25 protein-coding genes are annotated in these 23,619 nt (G+C 62.6%); 8 read left to right on the forward strand and 17 right to left on the reverse strand.

Translation table 11 applies throughout. The annotated features are described in order from the left end of the window. Positions 1-92: 92 nt before the first annotated feature. Entirely contained in the window at positions 93-1,016 is a 924-nt protein-coding gene (locus AF337_RS26355) for a peptidoglycan-binding domain-containing protein (RefSeq protein ID WP_049734433.1), read from the reverse strand. After that, positions 988-2,529: a sensor histidine kinase gene (locus AF337_RS26360; RefSeq protein ID WP_049734434.1), complete on the reverse strand. Its 1,542-nt coding sequence runs from the start codon at positions 2,527-2,529 to the stop codon at positions 988-990. Before AF337_RS26360 ends, AF337_RS26355 begins: the two co-directional genes overlap by 29 nt. A gap of 452 nt (positions 2,530-2,981) precedes the next feature. Here AF337_RS26360 and AF337_RS26365 point away from each other — a divergent pair, with 452 nt between their 5' ends. Together AF337_RS26365 and AF337_RS26370 are read left to right on the forward strand one after the other, a co-directional pair. Further along, positions 2,982-3,476, forward strand: coding sequence for a DUF5330 domain-containing protein (locus tag AF337_RS26365; RefSeq protein WP_049734435.1), 495 nt, complete (start codon positions 2,982-2,984; stop codon positions 3,474-3,476). 348 nt (positions 3,477-3,824) lie between these two features. Next, on the forward strand, positions 3,825-4,247 hold the full coding sequence (locus tag AF337_RS26370) for a SufE family protein (RefSeq protein WP_049734436.1): 423 nt from the start codon (positions 3,825-3,827) through the stop codon (positions 4,245-4,247). Positions 4,248-4,456: 209 nt separating this feature from the next. On the opposite strand, the gene AF337_RS26375 is transcribed toward AF337_RS26370, so the two are convergent. From AF337_RS26375 to AF337_RS26415, 9 genes are all read right to left on the reverse strand, one after another. Then, complete coding sequence (locus AF337_RS26375; RefSeq protein WP_003569414.1) at positions 4,457-4,888, reverse strand: Ros/MucR family transcriptional regulator; 432 nt, start codon at positions 4,886-4,888, stop codon at positions 4,457-4,459. Positions 4,889-5,327: 439 nt separating this feature from the next. Further along, positions 5,328-5,660 carry a monovalent cation/H(+) antiporter subunit G gene (gene mnhG / locus AF337_RS26380; RefSeq protein WP_049734437.1) on the reverse strand — a complete coding sequence of 111 codons (333 nt, stop codon included), beginning with the start codon at positions 5,658-5,660 and terminating at the stop codon, positions 5,328-5,330. Further along, positions 5,657-6,010 (reverse strand): cation:proton antiporter, encoded by a 354-nt coding sequence (locus AF337_RS26385; RefSeq protein ID WP_049734438.1) that lies wholly within the window; start codon positions 6,008-6,010, stop codon positions 5,657-5,659. The genes mnhG and AF337_RS26385 overlap by 4 nt, the downstream gene beginning before the upstream one ends. After that, entirely contained in the window at positions 6,007-6,480 is a 474-nt protein-coding gene (locus AF337_RS26390) for a Na+/H+ antiporter subunit E (RefSeq protein WP_049734439.1), read from the reverse strand. The genes AF337_RS26385 and AF337_RS26390 overlap by 4 nt, the downstream gene beginning before the upstream one ends. Then, positions 6,477-8,039: a Na+/H+ antiporter subunit D gene (locus AF337_RS26395; protein ID WP_049734440.1), complete on the reverse strand. Its 1,563-nt coding sequence runs from the start codon at positions 8,037-8,039 to the stop codon at positions 6,477-6,479. The genes AF337_RS26390 and AF337_RS26395 overlap by 4 nt, the downstream gene beginning before the upstream one ends. 301 nt (positions 8,040-8,340) lie before the next feature. Then, positions 8,341-8,718 carry a Na+/H+ antiporter subunit C gene (locus AF337_RS26400; RefSeq protein WP_049734441.1) on the reverse strand — a complete coding sequence of 126 codons (378 nt, stop codon included), beginning with the start codon at positions 8,716-8,718 and terminating at the stop codon, positions 8,341-8,343. Further along, the gene (locus AF337_RS26405; protein WP_049734442.1) at positions 8,718-9,158 is read right to left on the reverse strand and encodes a Na(+)/H(+) antiporter subunit B; all 441 of its coding nucleotides are present in this window, start codon (positions 9,156-9,158) and stop codon (positions 8,718-8,720) included. The genes AF337_RS26400 and AF337_RS26405 overlap by 1 nt, the downstream gene beginning before the upstream one ends. Next, positions 9,158-11,521: a putative monovalent cation/H+ antiporter subunit A gene (locus AF337_RS26410; protein ID WP_049734443.1), complete on the reverse strand. Its 2,364-nt coding sequence runs from the start codon at positions 11,519-11,521 to the stop codon at positions 9,158-9,160. The genes AF337_RS26405 and AF337_RS26410 overlap by 1 nt, the downstream gene beginning before the upstream one ends. A gap of 115 nt (positions 11,522-11,636) precedes the next feature. After that, positions 11,637-11,852: a hypothetical protein gene (locus tag AF337_RS26415; RefSeq protein WP_049734444.1), complete on the reverse strand. Its 216-nt coding sequence runs from the start codon at positions 11,850-11,852 to the stop codon at positions 11,637-11,639. Between the two features lie 189 nt (positions 11,853-12,041). Here AF337_RS26415 and msrB point away from each other — a divergent pair, with 189 nt between their 5' ends. Then, complete coding sequence (gene msrB, locus AF337_RS26420; protein ID WP_049734445.1) at positions 12,042-12,455, forward strand: peptide-methionine (R)-S-oxide reductase MsrB; 414 nt, start codon at positions 12,042-12,044, stop codon at positions 12,453-12,455. Positions 12,456-12,646: 191 nt separating this feature from the next. Here the strand turns inward: msrB and AF337_RS26425 are convergent, their stop codons facing one another. From AF337_RS26425 to AF337_RS26440, 4 genes are all read right to left on the reverse strand, one after another. Next, a complete protein-coding gene (locus tag AF337_RS26425; RefSeq protein WP_049734446.1) occupies positions 12,647-13,348 on the reverse strand; it encodes a pentapeptide repeat-containing protein in 702 nt (233 codons plus the stop codon). Between the two features lie 139 nt (positions 13,349-13,487). Continuing rightward, a complete protein-coding gene (locus AF337_RS26430; protein WP_049734447.1) occupies positions 13,488-13,997 on the reverse strand; it encodes a GNAT family N-acetyltransferase in 510 nt (169 codons plus the stop codon). A 100-nt stretch (positions 13,998-14,097) separates the two neighbouring features. Beyond that, on the reverse strand, positions 14,098-14,766 hold the full coding sequence (gene trhA, locus AF337_RS26435) for a PAQR family membrane homeostasis protein TrhA (protein ID WP_049734448.1): 669 nt from the start codon (positions 14,764-14,766) through the stop codon (positions 14,098-14,100). A 127-nt stretch (positions 14,767-14,893) separates the two neighbouring features. Next, positions 14,894-15,313, reverse strand: a complete 420-nt coding sequence (locus AF337_RS26440) for a universal stress protein (protein ID WP_049734449.1) — start codon at positions 15,311-15,313, stop codon at positions 14,894-14,896. 189 nt (positions 15,314-15,502) lie between these two features. Here AF337_RS26440 and AF337_RS26445 point away from each other — a divergent pair, with 189 nt between their 5' ends. The 3 genes from AF337_RS26445 (at position 15,503) to AF337_RS26455 (ending at position 19,090) form a co-directional block, all read left to right on the forward strand. Beyond that, positions 15,503-16,468, forward strand: a complete 966-nt coding sequence (locus AF337_RS26445; RefSeq protein WP_193393662.1) for a VOC family protein — start codon at positions 15,503-15,505, stop codon at positions 16,466-16,468. Between the two features lie 144 nt (positions 16,469-16,612). Beyond that, a complete protein-coding gene (locus AF337_RS26450) occupies positions 16,613-17,779 on the forward strand; it encodes an AI-2E family transporter (protein ID WP_049734450.1) in 1,167 nt (388 codons plus the stop codon). Between the two features lie 18 nt (positions 17,780-17,797). Next, entirely contained in the window at positions 17,798-19,090 is a 1,293-nt protein-coding gene (locus AF337_RS26455) for an NAD(P)/FAD-dependent oxidoreductase (protein ID WP_049734451.1), read from the forward strand. A gap of 43 nt (positions 19,091-19,133) precedes the next feature. Here AF337_RS26455 and AF337_RS26460 read toward each other — a convergent pair whose 3' ends face one another. Together AF337_RS26460 and AF337_RS26465 are read right to left on the reverse strand one after the other, a co-directional pair. Next, a complete protein-coding gene (locus tag AF337_RS26460; RefSeq protein ID WP_049734452.1) occupies positions 19,134-19,922 on the reverse strand; it encodes a polysaccharide deacetylase family protein in 789 nt (262 codons plus the stop codon). A gap of 100 nt (positions 19,923-20,022) precedes the next feature. Further along, the gene (locus AF337_RS26465) at positions 20,023-20,412 is read right to left on the reverse strand and encodes a DUF930 domain-containing protein (protein WP_049734453.1); all 390 of its coding nucleotides are present in this window, start codon (positions 20,410-20,412) and stop codon (positions 20,023-20,025) included. A 254-nt stretch (positions 20,413-20,666) separates the two neighbouring features. Here AF337_RS26465 and AF337_RS26470 point away from each other — a divergent pair, with 254 nt between their 5' ends. Beyond that, positions 20,667-22,775 (forward strand): S9 family peptidase, encoded by a 2,109-nt coding sequence (locus AF337_RS26470; protein WP_049734454.1) that lies wholly within the window; start codon positions 20,667-20,669, stop codon positions 22,773-22,775. Positions 22,776-23,045: 270 nt separating this feature from the next. Next, positions 23,046-23,564, forward strand: coding sequence for a DUF1697 domain-containing protein (locus AF337_RS26475; RefSeq protein ID WP_049734455.1), 519 nt, complete (start codon positions 23,046-23,048; stop codon positions 23,562-23,564). Positions 23,565-23,619 lie beyond the last annotated feature (55 nt).

Below are 23,619 nucleotides of genomic sequence, written 5' to 3' on the forward strand. Positions count from 1 at the left end.
CCCAATCGGAAAAGCTTCGGGCAACATGGTTAACAACTTGCAAACAGCAGCCGCACCTTAGACTTAGGTTGCAGGGCAAAGCCGCGGTATTGCTAAATTGCGCCGATTTCCTTGAGCTTTTTCAGCACCGCCTGGGTCGGCTCGCCGTTTTCGGGCAGGTTGTAGTGCTTCTGGAAATGGCGGATGGCCGCGCGGGTCTGCTCGCCGGCGACGCCGTCGACGCCGACATTGGCATAGGCCATGTTGGAAAGGCCCTTCTGGATCTTCAGCACCAGGTCGACATTGGTGATTTCGCTCGATGGTACCTGCTTTGCGGCCGAAGGAGCGGTTTTCACCGACTTTTCGGCGCTGCGGATCGCCGCGGCCACCGGGTCTTCGGCCGCCGCCTTCGAGCTCACATCCTCGGGCGGCCTTTCCACGGGCACGGTCGAAGGGCCTGATGCATCCGTCTGCAGCGCCGCCAGCACCTCCGGCGTCGGATCGCCGGTCTGGGCCATGCCGACGGTTTCCTCGTAGAAGAGGATGGCCGCACTGGTGCGTGGGCCGATGACGCCGTCGGGTATGCCATTATAGAGGCCGCGGCGCACCAGCTGCTGCTGGATGTCCATGACGAGCTGGCTCGGCTGCTGACCGGGCGCGGCAGGCGCCGGCGTCGCGTTGGTGGTGGTCGCGGCATCCTCCGGCCGTTCGATGCGGAAGGTGGTGACGTCGCCCTGCTGCTCCTCGGCCGGGCGGCGGGCGCCGAGCACATTGGGAGACTGCGGATCGCGGGTGCGGAAAATCGGGTGCGGATGCAGGCCTGGCTGATACCAGAGCGCGTTGGCGGCGACGAAGGAGAAGATGACGACGAAGGTGATCGTGCCGCCGGCAACCGACGGATTACGGCCGATGACGCCGCCGAGCACCGATGCGCCCTGCAGGCTAAGGCCGCCGAGCGCCGCCGCACCCGACATCAGGAGGCCCGGCTGCTGCCGTCCCCTTTTTCCCTTAGGCGATTTTCGCTTGCGCGCGGCCATCGAAACGCCCCTCCCCCAATTCTGCACCTGCATTGACCGCGCCCTTCAGCCGCGGCGGGAACTCGACAGTCGCACCATGACCGGCGTCTTCGGCGCATACGGCACCCGAGCCGTCCACCGCGATCTCGATGGTGATGATCGTGCCTTCGCCGGGCTGGCTGGCGATGGCGAAATGCCCGCCATGCAGCGCCACCAGCCCCTTGACCAGGGAAAGACCAAGGCCGGTGCCTTCAAAGCGGCGGGTATAATCGTTCTGGATCTGGACGAAGGGCTGGCCGAGCAATGCCAGCTTGTCGGCCGCAATACCGATGCCGGTATCGCTGACCGTCAGCTTGAGGATGCCGTCGCGCGCCGCCGCATCGACCGAGACGACGCCGCCGGCCTCGGTGAATTTTATGGCATTGCCGACGAGATTGATGAGGATCTGCTGGATGGCGCGCTGATCGGCGACGATCTCACCGAGGCCGCGCTGGATCCGGCTCGTCAGCGTCAGGCCCTTGGTCTTGGCCTGCAAAGCCAGCATCGATTCGCAGGATTTGACCGAGCTTGATATATCGAAAGCTTCGAGGATCAGCTCGTAACGGCCGGCTTCGATCTTGCTCATGTCGAGCATGGTGTTGACGACGGACAAGAGATGCGCGCCGGATTCGCGGACTAGGCCGACATATTCGCGCTGGCGGTCGTTTTCGAACTTGCCGAAATATTCACCGATCAGGATGTCGGAAAAACCGAGAATGGCGTTCAGCGGCGTGCGCAGCTCGTGGCTGACGGCGGCGAGGAAGCGCGATTTGGCGTCGTTTGCCGATTCGGCATCGGCGACGCGATTCTGGGCTTCGGCCCGCAGTTGCTGCTCGACGGAGACATCGCGCAGCTGGGCAATGACGGCGGCAAGCTCGCCGTCGGCGTCGCGCCGGGCCGTCATGTCCATTCTGAGATAAGCGAACTGGCGCTGATCGCGCGCGACCGAGGGGCGGTCGATGCGCAGATCGACGCACTCGGCATCCTCGCCCCGGCGCAGACTATCGAGCGCCTGCAGGAAAAGGATGCGGTCGGAGACATGCACCTGCTCCAGGAACCCCCTGCCCTTGGGATCGCGCATCCAGGCGAGAAAATCGCGGCGGTCGCGGCCGCCGATCGTGGCCACACTGCCATGCGGGTCGAGGAAGAAGACCAGGCCCGGCGTGGCGGCAAGGAAAAAATCCTCGGCCGACTGCGTCGCGATGCCGGCCGACGAACCCTGACGGGCGAGCGCGATGCTACCGACGGCGGAAAAGAGAAAGGCGGCGCAGACCATGGCGACACCCGCCGGCAAGGCGACGGCCGGACTGGTGACCGCCGAAAGGCCGATGGGCGCAGCAATAAGAGCGGCCGACGAGAACAGCACGAGGCGGCGCAGGATCGCGAGCTCACGCTGGCGCACGGCTTCGCCGCCGCCCGTCCGGGAGAGCCAGCTTGTCGCCGCCCGGTCTACGAGCGCCGTCACCCAGCCGCCAATGTTACTCAATACTCGCACGCAATACCCGCCCAAAAAGGCTGTCTGTCGATCCGGACAATAGGCCCCGGCGGCTTAAAGAAAGGATAAGGCAAAAGCGCTGTTCACAGCCGGAAAGGGCCGAAAATCCCGTTTTGAAGCATCCGGAAGCCTCTTTGCCTTTTGTGGTTAATAGCGGGTAAGCGACGGATATTCCTCATATTTCAGCATTGCGTTAACTCCTGTGGCAAGGCGAGCCGGCAAAAGCCCTGCAATTGCAAGCAGGTGCTGCCCTGATGCTTAACGGCGATCGCTCGCATTCGACTAAAACGCCCGTCAAATACCGTTCGCTAAAATTTGAACTAAATTTGCCGCAAATGCGCGTGAGTTTCGAAAAGCGGCATTCGCAACTTGGCGGTAGGGTGAAATGACACCGGACAACCGGCCTGATTCGGCGACAAGAACCGGACGGGAAAACAGGATGGGCAACGACAATGTGGTTTCTGATCAAAGGATCCTTCTGGTTTGGCCTTGTGCTCGTGCTTCTTTCCGTCTTCAGCACGGAGAGTTCCGACAAGCTCGCCGGCGGCCCGCAATTGCAGCTTTCCGACGCGTTTACGGCGGTAAGCGGCGCCTATGACTATCTCACCGGCATGTGCTCCGAAAAGCCCGAGGTCTGCGCCAAGGGCGCCGAAACCGTCACCGCGCTCGGCTACCGGGCCCGCGAAGGCGCCCGCGTCGCCTATGAACTGCTCGACAGCCAGTTCAAGGACGAGGCTCCGGCGACTGCAAGGCATGCCGAACCGCAGACGCCGGTGGCTCTTGCCATGCCTTCGCTGGCAGCGCCCGCCATCCAGGAAAAGATGCGCGAAGCAAAGGCCGCGCTGAACCAGCCGATGCCTTACCGCCCGCCGGTCGAGGATGACGCCTCCGCCGAGACTGTTGTCACCGGCGCGATCCCGCTGCCGACGCCGAAGCCGGCAATCTGAATTTTCCGACCTTGCATCGGTGGTCCGCATGACGCGGAAATGCCCCATGCCTGACGTGCCTGCCCTGTTTAATTCAGCATGTTGCTGCGCCGTGAGGATGCCCATCCCTCACGGCGTTTCTTTTTAATGCATGTCATCAGGAAGTGTGCCGCGGTTGCGGGATAACGACCTGCATAAAACAAAGAAACCAAGCCCGTCGCATGAATCCTGTTCGATGCGACGCGCTTTAACGGTTCAAATCCGCCGGTCTTTCACCTATATGCAGTTTAGAGCTTTTCCTGGCGCATTCCGGACGCAAAACCGCTGTGCACTTTTGCGGGAAGTGCTTTAATAGTGAAAGGCTTTTCCATGGCATCCCTCGACCAGATCATCGACGACTTCGCCTTCCTGGACGATTGGGAAGATCGCTACCGCTATGTCATCGAACTCGGCAAGGCGCTGCCCGACCTGGCCGAGGAGAAGCGCACCACGGAAAACAAGGTGATGGGCTGCGCCAGCCAGGTCTGGCTGGTGACGCATACGACAGGCAATCCCGACAATCCGGTGATGAGCTTCGAGGGTGATTCCGACGCCCATATCGTGCGCGGCCTCGTCGCCATCGTGCTTGCCACCTATTCCGGCAAGACGGCGTCCGAGATCGCCGGGCTCGATGCCTTCGAGATTTTCTCGAAGATCGGCCTGGTGGAAAACCTGTCATCGCAGCGTTCGAACGGATTGCGGTCGATGGTCAACAGGATCCGGGAAGAAGCAAAGGTCCGCGCCACAGCCTGAACGCGCTTGTGTGGAGGGGCTTTGCGAGATCTAGAGTCGAGTGATTCGTAAAGCCCTGACTCAGCAGATCAGTATATTAACACTTGCTCATAGTACAGGAATACATCCCGCGGCCGCCGGCGAAGCATAGTGCAGCGCCCCTGCCGCAAGCGCAGACAGAAAAGCCGGGCACAAGACCCGGCTTTTGTCGTTGGTGGCTTTCGAAAAGCTCAGCCGCGGCCGCGCTTGCGGCGCTGACCCAGGCCCATTTCCTTTGCCAGGCGCGAACGCGCTTCGGCATAGGCGGGCGCTACCATCGGGTAGTCGGTCGGCAGGTCCCACTTCTCGCGGTATTCTTCCGGCGAGAGGCTGTGATGCGTCATCAGGTGACGCTTGAGGGACTTGAAGTTGCCGCCGCATTCCAGACACGTGATCTGCTCGTCCTGTACGGACTTGCGGACAGAGACTGCAGGCTTCTGTTTTTCGACGATCGCCGCAGCAGGCTGCGGTACGGACGTGTTGCTGAGTGCCGAATGCACGTCGGAAATCAGATTTGCCAGGTCGCTGACCGGGACAACATGGTTGCTGACATAAGCCGCGACGATGTCGGCCGTCAGTTCCACAAGCAGCTCCGGCGCATTGCCGGTCGCCATTTCCGTCATATTTTTTCTCCTGTTAGCATGCTCAAACGGCCTCTGACTGTTACGTCAAAGACCCGCCTCGTAGAAGCGAACAGCAAAAGCACGGGAACCGACCTTCTGTTTCGAAAAACGCGAATCCACCCCTAGATTCCGAAGAGCGAGACCTGTTCTTATACTGCCTGACTGCAAACCACTACGTCATGCCCCAGGCGACGGCCTCAGTTTAGACATGAAAAATCAAAACTGAGGGACTTGGAAGCAGTACGATTGCGATTCACAATCAGAACTCTACTTGCATTTTCAAATACCATCGTTTGGTCGAAAGGCCAATTATTATTTGTCGTTTTTCTTGAGAAAAAATGACGGATGAAGAATTAAGGCACTCAGAAGCAAGCTTTACTCACATCTTCCTGTGCATAAGTTTTGCATAAATCTGGTAAAGCAGCGAAGTAGCACAGGCTCAGCGCTTGCGCATATCGTCGCGGACCGAGACGGCACCGAGCGCATGTCCCGAAAGGTGGGCGGCTCTGGCCAGCAGATGGGCAGAGACCGGCGCCGTCAGCAACAGGAAGAAGAAGCCGGCAATGGCGCGGGCAAGAATCGCCAGGTCCTGCGAATAGAGACCGGCGGCAAGGAGCAGCAGGCCGGAACCAACAGTCCCCACCTTCGAGGCGGCGTGCATGCGCGTATAGAGATCGGGCAGCCTGAGCAGGCCGATCGCCGCCGAAAGAGCAAAGAGCGCGCCTGATATCAGCAGCAAAGCGGCGACGGCAGCCAGGATATAATCCATCACCGCTTCTTCCCCCCCGCATGACGCCTTTTGACGCCGGCCTGTGGCGGAGATGCAGAGGCCGGCGATTTGATGTTGCCGCGCGACAGCACGAATCGGGCGAAGGCGACGGTCGCCAGGAAGCCGACGAGGCCGAGCGAGATGGCGATATCGATATAGAGCGAAAAACCGGTTTTGACCGCGATGACGGCGATGAAGCCGATGGCGATGCCGGTCAGCATATCGAGGGCGAGGATGCGATCCGGCAATGTCGGCCCGGCAACGACGCGCCAAACCGTCAGAATCAGCGCCAGGCCGAGGATGACGAGGGCGGCCGAGGATGCGGCCGCGACGATGGCGGCAGGGGTGATCACCGGAAAGCCTCCATGATCTTGCGTTCGAAACCATTGGCGATATCACGCTTGCTTGTCTCGGGATCGGAACAATCGAGCGCGTGGACATAGAGCGTGCGGCGATCGGCGGAGACATCGACCGAAAGCGTGCCGGGTGTCAGGGTGATGAGGTTTGCGAGCAAAGTGATCTCGAAATCGCTCGTCACCGTCAGCGGGAAGGCGAAGATGCCGGGCTTCAGCTTCATATCGGGCGAGAGGATGGTGAGCGTGACCCTCCAGGCCGACAGCGACAATTCCTTGAGGAACAGAAGGGCGAGCGACAGCACCAGGCCGGCACGTCGCAGATAAGCCTTGCCGCCGAAGGGCTCGCGGATGACGGTGAGCGAAAGGGCGGCAAGCAGGAAGCCGAAGACGAGATTGTGCAGCGAGGCGCTGCCGGTAACCGCGACCCAGACGATGGCGAGCAGCAGATTGAAGAGGAAGGCGATCACCTGAAGCCTCCGGGAAAGACCGACTGGAAATAGGCCTGCGGATCGGCAAGGCCGGCGGCTGATGATTGCGACAGCGCCAGCAGCCGTTCCGGCAGGATGCCGAAGCCGACGACCAGCGCCGTCAGCGCAGCAAGCGGCAGGCCGGTGCGCCAGACGGCTGCCGACGGCATCGCTGCTGTCGGCGCCGGCCGCCAATAGGCGAGCAGAAAGAGCCGACCGAAGGCGATCGTCGTCAGAAAACCGCCGACGAGGATGACGGCCGCCAGCCACCAGGCGCCGCTATCGAGCGAGGCTTTGACCAGAATGACTTTCGGCCAGAAGCCGGAAAAGGGCGGCAGGCCGCAGGCAGCAAGGAAGAGCATGAGGGAGAGCGCGGTGAAGCCGCCGCTTTGCCGATAGAGGCCACCGAGCCCCGACAATAAAAAGCCGCCGCCGCGCCGGGCGATCTCGCCGGCGGCAAGGTAAAGCGCCGTCATCAGCACCATCGAATGAACGGCATAGAAGACTGCGCCGGCGACACCTCCAACACCGCTGGAGTTGCCGCCGAGTGCAACGCCGGCCAGCATATTGCCGATGCCCGATATGACGACATAGCCGAACAGCCTGCGGATATCGTTTTCGGCAAGTGCCCCGAGTGCACCGACGAGAATGGTCGCACCGGCCGCAAGCGCGATCAGCAGGCTCAATTCCTGGCGCTCCACCGGCAGCAGCATGACCACTACCCGGATCAGCGCGTAGATGCCGACCTTGGTAAGCAGGCCGGCAAACAGTGCCGAGACCACGATGCGCGGCGTATGATAGGCGGCGGGCAGCCAGAAATTGACCGGGAAGGCTGCTGCCTTCATGCCAAACGCGAGCAGGAAGAGGCTTGCCAGCGTCATCAGCGGCGCCGTGGCCCGCAAATCCTTCGCCTTTGCCGCGATGTCGGCCATGTTGAGCGTGCCGAAAGCGGCATAGAGGATGCCGACGCCGATCAGAAACAGCGTCGTGGCGATGAGGTTCAGCACCGCATATTTCAGCGCGCCGTCGATCTGCTGGCGTTCGGAGCCGAGGATGATCAGCCCGAAGGAGGAGATCAGCAGCACCTCGAACCAGACATAGAGATTGAAGACATCGCCTGTGAGAAAGGCGCCCGTCACGCCGGCCATCAGCAGCATGAGCAGCGGAAAAAAACCATATCGCCGGCCGCTTTCGCCGATATCGGCCAGCGCGTAAATGCCGGCGGCGAGCGCCACAAGGGCTGATGTGAAGGCCATCAGCGCCCCGAAGAGGTCGACGGTGAAGGCGATGCCGAAGGGCGGCAGCCAGCGCCCCATGACCATGGTGAGCGGGCCTTCGGCTGCGACTTTGGCAAGCAGCGCCGCATCGATCAGCACCAGCATCGCAAGGCCTGAGATGGCAAGCCAGGCCTGCAGCCGGAGATGCGCGCGCAGCATCAGCAGGACGGCGCCGAGCGTGATGCAGTGAGCGACCGGCAGGATGGCGAGCCAATGGCCGATCGGCACCGGGGCGGTGACCAGGGCGGCGGAGAGATCGATGGTGGAGGTAGGAGCGGCCATCAGGTGCGGCCTTTGGTATTGCGGGGGGCGGCTGCTTCCCTCTTCTTTCCAGCGGGGAGAAGGTGGCCCGAAGGGTCGGATGAGGGGGGCCACACGGTATAGGCCGTCCTTCGCCGTGCCGAAAATACTGCCCTTTGCTTGCGCATCGGGCGCTCGTCGCTATTGCTCCTCACCCCCCTCATCCGCCCTGACGGGCACCAACCGGGGTCGAGCCACGGGTCTCGACCCGTCCTTCGGACCCCCGCTGGGGAGAAGAGGGAAGCAGCCGACAGCGCTTCAACCAAGCTCCACATCTCCATCCTCAATACCCCAATGGCGGCAGCGGCCGGTCGTCGGGTTCGGCGGCGCGCATTTCGCTGGTGTCGTCGGTGCCGAGGTCCTGATAGGCGCGATAGGTCAGCACCAGCAGGAAGGCAAGGAAGGAGAAGGAGATGACGATCGCCGTCAGGATGAGGGCCTGCGGCAGCGGGTTGGCGGTGCCGGCGGGCAAGGCGTCGAGACCGGCTGGGATGATCGGCGGAACCTCGCGCGTCAGCCGGCCCGATGTAAAGAGCAGCAGATTGACGGCATTGCCGAGGATGGCGATGCCGAGCATGATGCGAATGGTGAATTTCGACAGCATCAGATAGATGGCGGCGGCGAAGAACAGGCCGACGAGGATCGCCAGAAGCGGCTCCATCACTCCACCTCCTTTTCTTCCAATGTCACTTCCTTTTCTTCCAATGTGAGGGCGATCGAGGCAATGGCACCGAGCACGACGAGATAGACGCCGAGATCAAAGAGCATGACGCTGGACAGCGGCACTTCGAGACCGAAGAGGTTCGGATAGACCCAGAGGCCGGTCATGAAGGGAACGGCGAAGAGGATGGACAGAAGACCTGATAGCGTCGACAGCAGCAGGCCGAAGCCGGCGATCGACAGCGGATGGAAAAACAGCGCGCGGCGAACGGCGGCAACGCCGAGGGCGATGCCGTAAATCGCCAGTCCCGAGGCGGCGATCAGCCCGCCGATGAAGCCGCCGCCCGGCTCGTTATGGCCGCGCAGCAGCACGAAGACGGAAAAAAGCAGCATCAGCGTGGTGAGGAACGGAGCGATGGTCCGGAAGATCAGGGTGTTCATCAGCCCTCCGCCTCCAACGTGGGATCATTGGCGGCAAGCTTGCGCTCGCTGCCGGCGCGGATGCGGATCAGCGCCAGGATGGCAAGGCCGGTGACCGCGACGACGGCGATTTCGCCGAGCGTGTCGGTGCCGCGGAAATCGACGATGATGACGTTGACGACATTGGCGCCGTGGGCGATCGATTTCGAATAGGCGTTGAAGAAGAGCGTCAGCGCATCGTTGAACGGCGCCTGCGTTGCCCGCATCAGCAGAAGCGTGAAACCGAGGCCGCAGGCCAATGCAAGCGCGCCGTCGAAGAGCCTGTGTGCGAGCGGGCGCCGATCGCCCGGCGAGAGGCGGAGCCTGGTCATGACCAGAGCGAGAATGACCACCGCGAGGGTTTCGACCATGAACTGGGTGAAGGAGAGATCCGGCGCGCCGAACAGCAGAAAGATGATGGCGACGGCAAAACCCTGGATGCCGAGCGAGACAATCGCCGTCAGCCGGTCGCGGGCAACGAGCACGGCGGCAAGGCCGACGGCGGCGATCAGCAGGACCGCCCACTCATGGAGCCTGACATCGGAGGGCCAGGCGGGAAGAGCCGGCAGTTCGCCATAGACGATCGCCGGAATGATGAGGATGGCGGCGACCGAGAGGAAGGTGCAGGAGATATAGATCTGCAGCCGCCCTGGCTGGAGGATACGCATGAGGCGACCGGCCAAGCGCACAAGGCCCGATATGGCAAGATCGAAACCGTGATCCGGTCCGCGCCCGGCCGCGCGCAGGAAGACGGCCATCGCCGCACGGACACGGGCGAGCTGCCAATAGACGCCGATGCCGAGCAGCACCGTCAAAGCGGAGAGCGCCAAGGGCACGCCTGGATGCAGCGCCAGCGAAATGTCGATTTCAGCAGGGGTCTGGCGGATGGCGGCTGAGATCGGCGCCGACAGGACTGCGTGGGTGAAGGTCGAAAAGATCGCGGCAAGCAGGCCAAGGGCGGCGAGAACGGCCGGGCCGAGCCAGAGCAGGACGGGCGCTTCGTGCGGATGTCTCGGCGTCTCCACCGGCGGGCCGAGAAAGGGTGTCAGCGCCACCGCGAAAGCGACGGCGAACATCAGCGCATTGCCGAGGACAGTGATGGCGGTGAAGGTAAGCGCGCGGACATCGGCCCCGGTGAGCGCCGTATAGATCTCCTCCTTGGCGAGGAAACCGAAGAAGGGCGGCAGGCCGGCCATGGAGAAAGCCGTCGCAAGTGCGATGACCCATGTCAGCGGCATCACCCGCCCCAAGCCGCCGAGGCGGGTGATATCGCGTGTGCCGGTTTCATGATCGATGATGCCGGCGACCATGAAGAGCGCACCCTTGAAGAGGCAATGCGCCACCAGATAGAGGGAGGCCGCCGCCACCGCATGTTCCGAGCCGACGCCGATCAGCATGACCAGCAGGCCGAGCGAGGAGACGGTGGTATAGGCGAGCTTGAGCTTCAGGTCGGTCTGGCGAATGGCAAGCGCGGCGCCGACAACCAGCGTCAGCCCGCCGAAGAAGGGCAGCAGGATTTCCCAGGCGGATGTTGCCCCCATCACCGGATTGAGCCGCATCAGCAGATAGACGCCGGCCTTCACCATGGTGGCCGAATGCAGGTAGGCCGACACCGGCGTCGGCGCCTCCATGGCGTTCGGCAGCCAGAAATGAAAGGGGAACTGCGCCGACTTGGTGAAGGCGCCGGCAAGAACCAGAATGAGGGCAGCGAGATAGATCGGGCTTTCGCGCACGACATCGCCAAATCCCATAAGCTGCGACAACTGCGTGACGCCCGAGACGTTCCAGAGCAGCAGCAGGCCGGCCAGCAGGCAGAGCCCTCCCCCGCCGGTCACGACAAGCGCCTGCAGGGCGGCGCGGCGAGCCGCCTCGCGCTCGTGGTCGAAGCCGATCAGCAGGAAGGAGGTGATCGACGTCAGTTCCCAGAAGATGAAGAGCATCAGGAAACTGTCGGAAACGACGATGCCGAGCATGGCGCCCATGAAGAGGAAGATGAAGGAGAAGAAGCGGCCCTGATCCTTGTGTCCCTTGAGATAGCCGCCGGCAAAAAGCACGATCAGCGTGCCGATGCCGGTGATCAGCAGCGCGAAAGCCAGCGACAGGCCGTCGAGGAACCAGGAGAAGGAGAGATTGTAGCTCGGCACCCAGGCATAACCGCCGGTGACGACCTTGCCGCCGGCAATAACAGGCACGAAGCGCAGGAAATGCAGGAAGGCGAGCAACGGGGCGATCGCCAGGAGCCAGGCACCGTTGGCGCCGAAGATGCGGATCATGAAGGGAGCGGCAAGAGCGCCGGCAAGCGGCAGACACAGGGCCAGAAATGTCAGAGCCGTGACATCGGCCATGTCTCCTCCCCAACAGCGATAAACGAAGCACCAGCGAAAACCGGCCTGTCTTCTGACTTAGGCGAAACGGGAGGGCGTCTCAAGCGATTTCGGCGGCAAGAGATGTTCGACGCGATCAGGCGGCCGATCGGGAAAGACGCGTCAGCAGCCGGACGACGCAGCCGTGCAGGATAAAGACCACAAGCGTCAGCGGCCACAGCAGGCAGGCGAAAAGCCCGGCCAGACGATGGAACGTCAAGCCGTCATGATTGGCCCAGCCTTCCAGCAGCGTGACCGCCATGGCGGCTGCGGCTACGAGGCCGTAGAGCAGGACGATTGCTGCTTCAAACACCAGTGATTCCCCAATACACGTAACATTAACCCTAACAGAAAACCCCTCACGGATGTAAGAGCAAGCGTCCTCCCCAAAAAGCGGTACATGGCGAATGGGGCAGGATGGTGCCCAAGTCTTGATGAACTGCCGATGGCGCACCACATTTTCTGGCAAGATGGAACCGCCCCTCGGCGAAAGGAGCATGGCATGTCCGAAACTGCAACCACCGCCAAGATCCACAAGACCGATGCGGAATGGAAAGAGCAGCTCACCCCCGAGCAATACCGCATCACCCGCCAGCACGGCACCGAGCGCGCCTTCACCGGCCCCTATTGGGATTCCTTCGAGACAGGGCTTTACCGCTGCGTCGGCTGCAACGCCCCGCTTTTCCGCTCCGACACGAAGTTCGATGCCGGCTGCGGCTGGCCGAGCTATTTCGAAGCCGTCTCGCCCGATGCGGTGACCGAGCATCGCGACACGGCCTTTGGCATGGTGCGCACCGAAATCCGCTGCGGCAGCTGCGAAGCCCATCTCGGCCACGTCTTCCCCGACGGCCCGCCGCCCACCGGCCTGCGCTACTGCATCAACGGCCATTCCATGGTGTTCGAGGCGGGGGAATAGGGGTTCGGCGCAGAGCCGGCCTGCCCCTCATCCGCCTGCCGGCACCTTCTCCCCGTAAACGGGGCGAAGGGGGGTGTGCCGCACCCTCTCCATTCCCCACAAACCTCTCGTAAGGCACGTCCCCTCGCCGCGTTTACGGGGAGAGGGTTAGGGTGAGGGGCAACCTTGGGCGCGAACCAAACCCCGCCCGACTACTCATGCTCAGCAGGGCATGGCCAGGTCGTCGGTGCCGACAGGCCGGCGGGGAGCTTGGTCGAGGTGTCGCCGCAGGCGAGGTCGATCTGGGCCTGTTCGAGGCCGGATGCGGCCGAGAGGTCGAGGCCTTCGATGCGGGTCAGGAACATGAAAGCGCGCTCGAAGATCGCCGGGCCTTCGAAAGTGGCGTTGGAGAGATCGGCGCGGGAGAGATTGGCGAAAGCGAATTTCGCGCCTGTCAGCACCGCCTTGTCGAAATCGGCGCGGCCGAGTTCGGCCTTTTCGAAGCTGGCGCCGGCAAGCCGGGCGCCGGCGAAATTGGCGCGCTGCAGCTCGGCGCCGGCAAAGGACGCGCCGTCGGCGGCAATATTGGCGAAGCTGGCGCGATAGGCCTCGATCTTGGCGAAGTTGGCGCCTTCGGCGTGGGCGCCCTCGAGCGAGGCGCGCACCAAAGTCGCCTTTTCGAGATTGGCGGATTTGACATTGGCGCCGGCGAGATCGGTCAGCGAAAAATCGGTGCCGAAGAGGTTGGCGCCTTCGAGATCACTGCCCTGCAGCATCAGGTTCTTCTTGGTGCATTCCTGCCAGTCGAGCTTCGGCGAGGCTAGGTTGCCGCAATCGGCGGCCCGGGCGGCAGCCTGCGGAAATGCCAGAAGGACGAGGGCAAGGAGACCGAGCGACGATCCGTGCATTGCCATTGAACTGTACACCTCCATACCATTCTGAAGCCGCCCACGAAGCAGGCTACCTGCACTTTCTTACACAGCTCAGACTACAATAAAAAGATGGTGAGCGCCGTTCACAATGGCAATGCCGGGGCTTGCCCGGAGTGCCGGATCAGACCGAGGGCAGGCGAAGCTCCATGCAGGTGAGGTCCAGCCAGCGGCCGAACTTGGTGCCGACCTCGGAAAATCTGCCGGCGATGCGGAAACCGAGTTTTTCATGCAACCGGATCGAAGCGGTATTCTCGGCCTCGATGCCGGCGATCATCACATGGATATTGCCGGCGACCGCCCGGACGATCAGTTCGCGCATCAGCCGCTCGCCGACGCCGGCGCCGCGGCAATCCTTATCGACATAGACGGAATGCTCGACCGTGTGACGATAGCCGTCGAAGGCCCGCCAATCGCCATAGGAGGCGTAGCCCGCGACCTTGCCCGACAGCTCGGCGACGATGACAGGAAAGCCGCGGCCCTTACGCGCCCTCATCCATTCCCGCCGGTTTTCGAGATCGACCAGCGTATCGTTCCAGATCGCCGTCGTGTGTTCGACGGCGTGATTGTAGATATCGCGGATAGCGGAAAGATCAGCTTCGGTGGCGTCGCGGAGGAGGACGGCGTCTGTCATGATGGCCCGGTTCGAATTGACTGCCGGGATGGCATACGCCCCGCTCCTGAAGATGTAAACGGCGGATGCAGCATGCCGGCTGCTTCGGGAACAGCCCTTGTCAGACACCCGGCGCCGACAGGCTGAAGCAAGTGAAGACGGCCGAATAATGCACGGCCGCGGCGGTGACGACGAAAGCGTGCCAGATGGCGTTCTGGAAGCGCAGCTTCTCCCAGACATGGAAGATGACGCCGAGCGAATAGATGACGCCGCCGATGACGATCAGCAGCATCGAGGCGGTGGGAATGCGCGCGGCCACAGGGCCGGCCACCAGCACGCCGCTCCAGCCCATGGCGAGGTAAAGGAGGATGGCAAGACGGTCGTAACGGTCGGGGAAGACGCATTTCAGCACGATGCCGGCGGCGGCAAACAGCCAGATCGCCACCAGCATGAAGAGGAGCAGCGGATCGTCGGCGCCGCGTTCGAGGAAAGGCGTGTAGGTGGCGGCGATCAACAGGAAGATCGCCGAATGATCGAAGCGGCGCAGATACCATTTGGTGCGCGAGACCGGCCAGGCATTGTAGGAAAAGGAAATGGCAAGCGTCAGCACCAGCCCGACGCCATAGATCCAGGCGGCGGCGAGCGCGCCATTGGAACTCCAGAGCGTGGCGTAGAAGATCAGCACCGTGGCCCCGATCAGCGCCAGCACGAGACCGACGCCATGGACGATACCGTCGGCGATCAGTTCATATCTGTCGTAAGCCCAGCGAATGCCGTTGAACTCGGCCATGCACGCCAATCCGTTTCAGACCCGATTGCAATCGTCGCATCGAACGAACGGGCGCGCAACCGCGGCAAAGCGCACGGCCGGTAAATCTTCGTGACAGGCTGTTTGGCGGCGGGACGACTCGCGCAAATCAAACCTTTTGCCGGTCGACCAGCACCGAGCATTTGGCGTGGCGCACGACCCGGTCGGCGGTGGCGCCGATGAAGTAGTTGGAAAAATCCGGAACATGCGAAGCGACGATGATGAGGTCGGCACCGTAACTTTCGGCGGTCGAGATGATTGCTTTGGCGGGCGGGCCGTTGCGGATCTCCACGGTTGCCGCAATGCCGGTTGAGGCGATCAGCGCGTGCAACTGGTCGCGGCTGTCCTGCATGGCGTCCTCGACCATATTGGCCGGCAGTTCGATGGCGACATAGGTCGGCACATCCTCGATAACGTTGAGCGCGACGATTTCGCCGCCGTCGTCGAGCAAGGACGCGGCCTTGCGGAGTATCTTCTCTCCCTTTTCGATGCCGCCGAGCGCGATCGCGACGATGATCTTCCTGTACATGGCTCCCTCCATGACTGAGATGTATAAGTATCCTCTAAAGAAGATATGGACGCTTTGACCGCGATCAAGTGGGCGCAAATCATCGTCAACGCCTGCTCAACAGTTCATCGTCAAAAACCGGACTTCTGTGAACAATCGCAATCGGCCATATAGGTATCAAGTACGGCAGGCCAGAGGAGACAGTGGCGAATGAACCGGCGAAACTTCCTCGGCCTTGCTGCGGGCGGCACATTTGCCGCCACCGCCGGCGCGCCCTCCATTTTACAGGCCAGATCCGTGGCAGGAGAACAATCCATGACGACCGAAACTTCCTATGCGCTGACGCGGCCCGCCTATATCGACCAGTCGCATCTCGTCGTGGCGGACCTCGATCTTGTTTCAGGCTTCTATCAATCGATGCTCGGCCTGAAGGTCATCGAGAAGACGGCGAGCGGGCAAGTGTTGGGGGTCGGCGATCTGCCGCTGCTGACGCTGACGACCGCCAAAGATGCCGCCATCGCGCCGCGCAATGCCGCCGGTCTCTTCCACACCGCCTTCCTGATGCCGGATCGGGGCGAACTCGCACGCTGGCTGCGCCATGCGGCTCACAACAATGTCGTGCTCGACGGCGCCTCGGACCACCTCGTCAGCGAGGCGATCTATCTGTCCGACCCCGAAGGCAACGGCATCGAAATCTATGCCGACCGGCCGCATGAACAATGGAAGTTCCAGCAGGACGGCATGGTGGAGATGGCGACGCTGCGCCTCGACCTGCAGGCGCTCTATGACAGCGCACCTGACGAGCGCTGGGGCGGCATGGCTGATGGAACGGCGATCGGCCACCTGCATCTGCAGGTCGGCGATATTCCACAAGCGGACGCCTTTTACCGCGACGTGCTCGGACTCAAGCTGATGGCGAGCCGTCCCGGCGCAAGTTTCTTTGCGACCGGCGGCTACCATCATCATATCGCCGCCAATATCTGGAACAGCCGGGGTGCTACGGCACGCGCCGACAATATGACCGGGCTTTCGGACTACAAGCTCCGGTTCAACGACAAGGCGACGCTGGATGCGGCGATCTCCAAGCTCGATGCGCTGGAGATCAAGAGCGAGACGCGCGATGGCGGTACCTTCCTCAGGGACCCCTGGGGGATCGGCCTGACGCTTTCGGCGTAATTTCCGTGCCATGACAGTCGTTCACGCGGGATAATGCCATCCGCGTGAAGACACGCGGCAAGCGCCCTGGCGGCCCCCACGGAACCGGAACCGCGTCGGCGCGTTTCCGTCACGAAGCAATGGGGCTTCGGGGAACCTCACCGCATGGGCATCGCCAATGGCATCCGCAAACAGGCCAAGAAGATCGCGATCGGCGAACGCCGCACCAGCGCCTGGGCGCAGACGCTGAGGGAGGCAGCCGAAGAGCTGCCGGCGGCACCGCTGCATCGGCTGGAGAAGGACGGGCTGGATATCAGCATGGCCTGGGCGATCATCGGCATCTTCGGCATTCTGGGGCTGGCCGCCGTCTACCTGATGTCGCTGATCCTGATCCCGATCACGCTTGCCGTCGTCGTCGGCATGATCCTCGGCATGGCGGCGGAAAAACTCAGCCGGATGGGCGTGCCGCGGCTTGCCAACGCCGTCATGCTGTCGAGCAGCGTGGCTCTGGTGATCTTCCTGCTGATCAACTCGCTCGCCGGCCCGCTGATGACGCTTGCCAATGAGGGGCCGGCTTTTGCCGAGCGGACCATCAACCGCGTCATGCCTTATCTCGAGCGCATCGAATGGCTGCATATCACCCCGGCGACGTTCGAAAGCGGGCCGATGTCGATCGGCGCATTGCTCGAAAACACCGGCAACGTGCTGCATGTGGTGACAACAAGCCTGACGCCGGCGCTGGTGCAGGGGCTGATCTTCTTTGCGGCGCTGCTGCTCTTCCTCGCCAGCCGGGTCAACCTGCGCAAGACCGTCATCATGACCTTCCGTACCCGCACGCAGCGGCTGGCAGCGATCCGCGTCATCAATGCCGTCGAGCAGGTGCTCGGCTTCTATTTCGCCACCGCCTCGCTGATCTATGTCGGGCTCGGCGTCGTCATGACGATCATCGCCTATGCGGGCGGGCTGGCGGCGCCGGTGCTCTGGGGCTTCTTCGCCTTCCTGTCGAGCTTCATTCCCTATCTCGGCATCACGCTGATGACGTTTGCGGTCGCGGTCGCCGGCATCCTCACCCATGATGACCTCGTCATCGGGCTGATGCCGGCCGCGGCCTTCTTTACCGTGCATCTCGTCATGGAAAACCTGATCTTCCCGGCGGTGATGGGACGGCGGCTGGAAATCAATCCCTTTATCGTCTTCCTCGCCATCCTGTTCTGGACATGGATGTGGGGGGCCGTCGGCGCCATGCTGGCCCTGCCGCTGTCGCTGATCGTCATCACCATCATCGAGGAATTGCTGATCGAGGAAAAGCCGCAGCCGCAATTGCCGAAATGAGCAACCGGGGAGACGTCCGTGGCATCTGATCTCGATCTCGAGGACTCCGATCACGACCAGATGGTCAGCGGCCGCTCTCTCTGGGGGGAAAGCGGGGTTCGGCCGGAATGGCGGCCGATCGAGCAGAGTTTTTCCGCCGACGTCGCCGTGATCGGCGGCGGCATCACCGGCGCATTGGTTGCCGAACATCTGACGGCGCGCGGCTTTTCCGTTGTCATCATCGACCGAGAGCAACCCGGTTTCGGCAGTACCGCGGCGAGCACGGCGATGCTGCAATGGGAAATCGACAGCACGCTCACCGAGCTGGAGGATTATTACGGCTTCGAACGCGCCGCCGGCATCTACCGCCGCAGCGGAGCAGCGGTCGCCGGCCTTTCCAAGCTGATCGCCGCACACGGGATTGCCTGCGGCTTCCGGCCGCGCAACACGCTCTATCTCGCCGCCAACCAGGAAGGGGCGCGCGATCTGCTGGAGGAGCGCCAGTTGCGCCGCCGGGCCGGTCTGCCCGGCGTCTACCTCGAACATCCCGATCTCTTCACCCAGTTCGAATTGGACCGGGACGGCGCGATCTATTCGCCGGGTTCGGCCGAGGCCGATCCGCTGCTGCTGACCTGGGCATTGCTCGAAATGTCCGTCCGCCGCGGCGCGCGGCTGGTCAACGCTTCCGTCACGGCGCTTCACAGCGAAGGCGATCACGTCACCGCGGAGACGGACGCAGGCCATGTCATCGAGGCGCGGCGCGCCGTGCTTGCGACCGGCTATTCGATGCCGGGCATCGATATGCCGAAGCTGCACCGCACCAGTTCGAGCTGGGCGCTCGCCACCGTACCCCAGGACCCCGAAAATTTCTGGCGCGACAGGGCGCTGATCTGGGAGGACAGCCACCCCTATCTCTACATGCGCACGACCGAGGATGATCGCATCGTCGCCGGCGGCGAGGATGACGGCACGGCCGATCCCGAAGCCCGCGACCACAAGCTGCCGGCAAAGATCATGGCAATTCGCGAGAAGATGAAGCGGCTATGGCCGAAAGCCGATACGCGGGTGGAACACGCCTGGTGCGGAACCTTCGGCGAAACCGCCGACGGCCTGCCGCTGATCGGTCCCGTGCCCGGCATGCCGCATGTCCTTGCCGCCTACGGCTACGGCGGCAACGGCATCACCTTCTCCTATCTCGCCGCCCAGATGATCGGCGCCATGCTGGCCGGCATGCATCGCGACTGGTTCGAGGATTTCGCGCTCGACCGGGATGGGCCGGGCCTGCGGCGGTTTGGGGAGGATAGGCTGGGGGCTGGGAGTGAGTTGAGGTAAAGGCTTGGGATTAACGAGCGTGCCGTGGCAGCCCTTACAGAATTTACTCCGTCGTCCGATCGTCGCCCATATCCTCGACGTCCTCCAGACGAACAAATTCCGTGCCCTTCGCCTTCAGATCAACTAGCGCCTTCGCTACCCCCTCGCCTGCCGCATGGGTCGGCTGGTTGATGTGGGAGATGACGACATCGCCGTCCTTGGCCGAGGCGATGCGTTTTTCGGTGATCACGGCGCCGAGCAGCGAGCCGCCATCGCCGTTTACCGAATAACCGGCGATGCGATAGCCCATGGCGCGGATTTCGCCGATGGCGGAAAGGTCGTATTTGGCGGTTGAGCCGCGGAACCAGTGGGGTGCCGGAATGCCGGCCGCGGTCATCGCCGCGGCGCCGCCCTCGACTTCCTGCTTCACCGCCTGCGGCGAGCCGGCCGAGGCGATGCCGTAAATCAGCGTCGGCGTATCGACGGCCGGAATATGGTTCTCTCCGTGATTTTCCAGTTCGAACAGATCGGGATTCTGCAGGAACACGGCAAGGGCAGCGGGGTTGTGCCTCAGCCAGCGGGCGGTGACGAAGATCGTCGCCGGGATGCGCTCGCGCACCAGGGTCGACAGGATGCGCTCGTCTGCCTGCCCCATGCAGGCATCGAAGGTCAGCGCGATGCGGGCATGGCCGGCAAGGTTGGAGCGGGCGATATGCAGATGCGGCTCGACGAGTTTTACTTCAGGCGTCTTTGTTGCCGGAAGTGCGGCCGGCGGCGCTGGCGGCATTTCATCCGCCAAGGCGGCTGAGAGGGCGGCGAAAAGCAACGCCGAAGCGAGCAGGATACGGTTCATATGGAACTTCTACGATTTCGTCGGCCGATTTTAGCGGCTGCTTCTCTATGGCGCCATGTGGCCGGATGTCACCGCGGCTGCTCGAACAAAGGCAAAGGCATTAATCGTAGAGATAATATTTGTCCCACTTCTCGCGCGGCACCTTGTCGCCGATCTGGTAATTGAGCTCGCGCACATTGATATGCTGCGGGCCGGTGATGCAATTGTAGGAGAGATGGTACCAGTCGCCCTTGCTGCGGAAGACCGCGCCCGGCGCCTGCAGCGAATTGTCGCCGGGGATCGGGTCCTTGAAGGTATAGGCGATCACCTTGTCGGGCTTGAAACCGGTGCTGTCCTGGTTGATGCGGCTCATCGCCTCGGTGTCGCAGCTCTGCTCCAGACGCGTCGAGGGATCGAGTTTTTCCAGCTGCTTCTTGATGGCCGGATCGACGGCAAAGGCGGGGGCGGCAAGGCCGATGAGGGATACGAACAGGAGCAGACGTTTCGGCATTGCTGAGAAAATCCCTTGCTGTTGTCCATTCTTCACCCTGCCCCGGGCAGCTTGCCGGGGGCTTGGCACGTGCAATTTTCGCTCTGCGATAGCGGACATTCTTAAATATTGTGGTGACATCAAGGCAGGGCGAGCCGAGCCGCCGCCTTGCCTGTGGAAGGTCACCCGCACCCTTGGCGCAGTCTTGCCGCTTGATCCGGCGGCGGCGCGCCTCTATCTCTTGCCAACACGATATCCCGATCCGGAGCCATTCCTTGTCCGTTTTCAAGAGCCTGCCGACACCGCCCGCCGCCCCGAAGAAGCCCGTCTCCGATACGCGCCACGGCATTACCCGCACGGACGATTATGCCTGGCTGCGCGCCGATAACTGGCAGGCGATGTTCAAGGATCCTTCGATCCTCGATCCCGAGATCCGCCAGCATCTCGAAGCCGAAAACGCCTATATGAACGCGGCGATGGAGGACACCAAGCCGCTGCAGAAGGTGCTGTTTTCCGAAATGCGCGGCCGCATCAAGGAAGATGACAGCTCGGTGCCGATGAAGGACGGCGCCTATGCCTATGGCACGTTTTATGTCACCGGCGGCGAACAGCCGCGCTATTTCCGCATCGCCCGCGACGGCGACGTTGCCGACGAGACGATCCGCACGGTGCTGCTCGACGGCGACAAGGAAGCCGCCGGCAAAGCGTATTTCCGCCTCGCCGGCCTCGACCATACGAGCGATCACAGCCACGGCATCTGGGGCTATGACGACAAGGGCTCGGAGTTCTTCACGCTGAAGGTGCGCGACCTCTCGAGCGGCCAGGATCTCGACGACGTGATCGAGAATACCGGCGGCGGCGGCGTCTGGGCGCCTGACGGCAAGAGCTTCTTCTATTCGGCGCTCGACGAGAACCACCGGCCCTCGAAGGTGTTCCACCATATTGTCGGCCAGCCGCAATCGGCGGACCGGCTGGTCTATGAGGAAGCCGATGCCGGCTTCTTCATGGGCGTCGGCGGCTCGCTGCTCGACGATGTCATCTATATCGACATTCACGACCACGAAACCAGCGAATACCGGCTGCTGTCGACCAAGGATCTGACGGCGGAGCCAAAGTTGGTGGCGGCGCGCGAGGAAGGCATCGAATATTCGCTGACCGAGGGCGGCGACATCTTCTACATTCTCACCAATGACGGCGGCGCCAAGGATTTCAAGATCATGGAAGCGCCGGTGGACAATCCGGGCAAGGAAAACTGGCGCGAAGTGGTCGCCCACAAGCCCGGCACGCTTGTTATCAGCCATATGGCCTATGCCCGCCATCTCCTCTGGCTGGAGCGCAAGGACGGGCTGCCGCAGATCATGATCCGCGACCGCAAGACCGGCGAGGAACATGCGATCGCCTTTGCCGAGGAAGCCTATTCGCTGGGGCTTTCGGGTGCCGCCGAATACGACACCGATGTCATCCGCTTCTCCTATTCCTCGATGACGACGCCGTCGCAGCTCTACGACTACAATATGGTGACGCGTGAGCGCACGCTGTTGAAGACGCAGGAGGTGCCGTCGGGCCACAATCCCGACGACTACGTCACCCGCCGCGTCTTCGCCCCGGCATGGGACGGCGAGACGGTGCCGGTCACCCTGCTCTATCGCAAGGACACGCCGCTCGACGGCACCGCGCCCTGCCTGCTCTATGGCTACGGCGCCTACGGCATCACCATTCCGGCCGGCTTCAACACCAATTGCCTGTCGCTCGCCGACCGCGGCTTCGTCTATGCCATCGCCCATATCCGTGGCGGCAAGGACAAGGGTTTCGCCTGGTACGAAGACGGCAAGATGGAGAAGAAGACGAATACCTTCAAGGATTTCGTCGCCGCGGCCGATTATCTGAATCAACAGAAGTTCACCTCTTACGCGAAGATCATCGCCGAGGGCGGCTCGGCCGGCGGCATGCTGATGGGCGCGGTCGCCAACATGGCGCCGGAGAAGTTTTCCGGCATCATCGCCGCCGTTCCCTTCGTCGACGTGCTCAACACCATGCTCGACGACACATTGCCGCTCACCCCGCCGGAATGGCCGGAATGGGGCAACCCGATCGACAGCCGCGAAGAATACGAGCAGATCGCCGCCTATTCGCCCTACGACAATGTCGGCGCCAAAGCCTACCCGCCGATCCTGGCGCTCGGCGGCCTGACCGACCCGCGCGTCACCTATTGGGAGCCGGCCAAATGGGTGGCCAAGCTGCGTGAGGAGACCACCGGCGCCGCACCGATCCTGCTCAAGACCAATATGGACGCCGGCCACGGCGGCGCGTCCGGGCGCTTCCAGCGGCTGGAGGAGATTGCGTTTGAGTATGCGTTTGCGATCAAGGTGGCGGGGAAGATGTGAGGGGTTGATAGAGGGGAATAGCGTAAGGCGTGCCGTGGTTGCCCCCCTCTGCCCTGCCGGGCCCGGGGCGAGCCACGGGTCTCGCCCGTCCTTCGGACCCCCCACAGGTGGGGAGATCGGCAAGTCGCCAAACCTTCGCGTCCGTCTATCGTTTCACCGGGCCGCGACGTCACTTGTTTGGGCAAGCCAGCGCTCCCAGCCAATCTCCCCACCTGTGGGGCCGGCAGGGCAGAGGGGGCTGGCACGGTACAACAGCCGAGGGAAGAGGAAATGCCAATTTACATCGCCCTCCTGCGTGCTGTGAACGTCGGCGGCACCGGCTCCTTGCCGATGGCCGAGCTGAAGGCAACCTGCGAAGACCTCGGCTTCACGGATGTGAAAACCTACATCCAGAGCGGCAATGTGCTGTTCCGCTCGGGTGATTCCGCAACGGTCGTAGAGGAAAAGCTCGACGCGGCGCTCGGTCAGAAGATGGGCAAGCGGCCGGGCGTGATGGTGCGGAGCGCTAAGGAACTCGACGCGATTGCCGCCAACGCGCCCTTCCCCGACGCCAAGCCGAATTTTCTGCTCGTCTATTTCCTCCCCGAAAATCCGCCCGCCGATGCACTCGAAAAGATGGTGGCGCCCGATGGCGAGGAAGCGAAGCTCGGGACCTGCGAAATCTATGTGCATTATCCCAACGGTTCCGGCCGCTCGAAGCTGAAGCTGCCGGCGCTGAAGCCCGGAACCTCGCGCAACCTCAACACCGTGCGCAAGCTTGCGGACATGGCGGCAACGATGGAAGGCTGAGGGACCGGCGCAGAGTTTGATTCAAGCGAGGGACCTCAAGCCTTTGTTTTCACGC

Origin of the sequence: Rhizobium ecuadorense (assembly GCF_001187535.1) — a bacterium.
Lineage (GTDB): Bacteria > Pseudomonadota > Alphaproteobacteria > Rhizobiales > Rhizobiaceae > Rhizobium > Rhizobium ecuadorense.

What these genes read in the sequence shown, in the direction of transcription:
- AF337_RS26465 (WP_049734453.1), bottom strand. Translation starts at nt 20,412, where the DNA reads ATGCCGAAACGTCTGCTCCTGTTCGTATCCCTCATCGGCCTTGCCGCC.
- AF337_RS26450 (WP_049734450.1), top strand. Translation starts at nt 16,613, where the DNA reads ATGGGCATCGCCAATGGCATCCGCAAACAGGCCAAGAAGATCGCGATC.
- AF337_RS26355 (WP_049734433.1), bottom strand. Translation starts at nt 1,016, where the DNA reads ATGGCCGCGCGCAAGCGAAAATCGCCTAAGGGAAAAAGGGGACGGCAG.
- AF337_RS26430 (WP_049734447.1), bottom strand. Translation starts at nt 13,997, where the DNA reads ATGACAGACGCCGTCCTCCTCCGCGACGCCACCGAAGCTGATCTTTCC.
- trhA (WP_049734448.1), bottom strand. Translation starts at nt 14,766, where the DNA reads ATGGCCGAGTTCAACGGCATTCGCTGGGCTTACGACAGATATGAACTG.
- AF337_RS26440 (WP_049734449.1), bottom strand. Translation starts at nt 15,313, where the DNA reads ATGTACAGGAAGATCATCGTCGCGATCGCGCTCGGCGGCATCGAAAAG.
- AF337_RS26365 (WP_049734435.1), top strand. Translation starts at nt 2,982, where the DNA reads ATGTGGTTTCTGATCAAAGGATCCTTCTGGTTTGGCCTTGTGCTCGTG.
- AF337_RS26370 (WP_049734436.1), top strand. Translation starts at nt 3,825, where the DNA reads ATGGCATCCCTCGACCAGATCATCGACGACTTCGCCTTCCTGGACGAT.
- AF337_RS26445 (WP_193393662.1), top strand. Translation starts at nt 15,503, where the DNA reads ATGAACCGGCGAAACTTCCTCGGCCTTGCTGCGGGCGGCACATTTGCC.
- AF337_RS26425 (WP_049734446.1), bottom strand. Translation starts at nt 13,348, where the DNA reads ATGGCAATGCACGGATCGTCGCTCGGTCTCCTTGCCCTCGTCCTTCTG.
- AF337_RS26395 (WP_049734440.1), bottom strand. Translation starts at nt 8,039, where the DNA reads ATGGCCGCTCCTACCTCCACCATCGATCTCTCCGCCGCCCTGGTCACC.
- AF337_RS26475 (WP_049734455.1), top strand. Translation starts at nt 23,046, where the DNA reads ATGCCAATTTACATCGCCCTCCTGCGTGCTGTGAACGTCGGCGGCACC.
- AF337_RS26405 (WP_049734442.1), bottom strand. Translation starts at nt 9,158, where the DNA reads ATGAACACCCTGATCTTCCGGACCATCGCTCCGTTCCTCACCACGCTG.
- AF337_RS26460 (WP_049734452.1), bottom strand. Translation starts at nt 19,922, where the DNA reads ATGAACCGTATCCTGCTCGCTTCGGCGTTGCTTTTCGCCGCCCTCTCA.
- AF337_RS26400 (WP_049734441.1), bottom strand. Translation starts at nt 8,718, where the DNA reads ATGGAGCCGCTTCTGGCGATCCTCGTCGGCCTGTTCTTCGCCGCCGCC.
- AF337_RS26410 (WP_049734443.1), bottom strand. Translation starts at nt 11,521, where the DNA reads ATGGCCGATGTCACGGCTCTGACATTTCTGGCCCTGTGTCTGCCGCTT.
- AF337_RS26375 (WP_003569414.1), bottom strand. Translation starts at nt 4,888, where the DNA reads ATGACGGAAATGGCGACCGGCAATGCGCCGGAGCTGCTTGTGGAACTG.
- msrB (WP_049734445.1), top strand. Translation starts at nt 12,042, where the DNA reads ATGTCCGAAACTGCAACCACCGCCAAGATCCACAAGACCGATGCGGAA.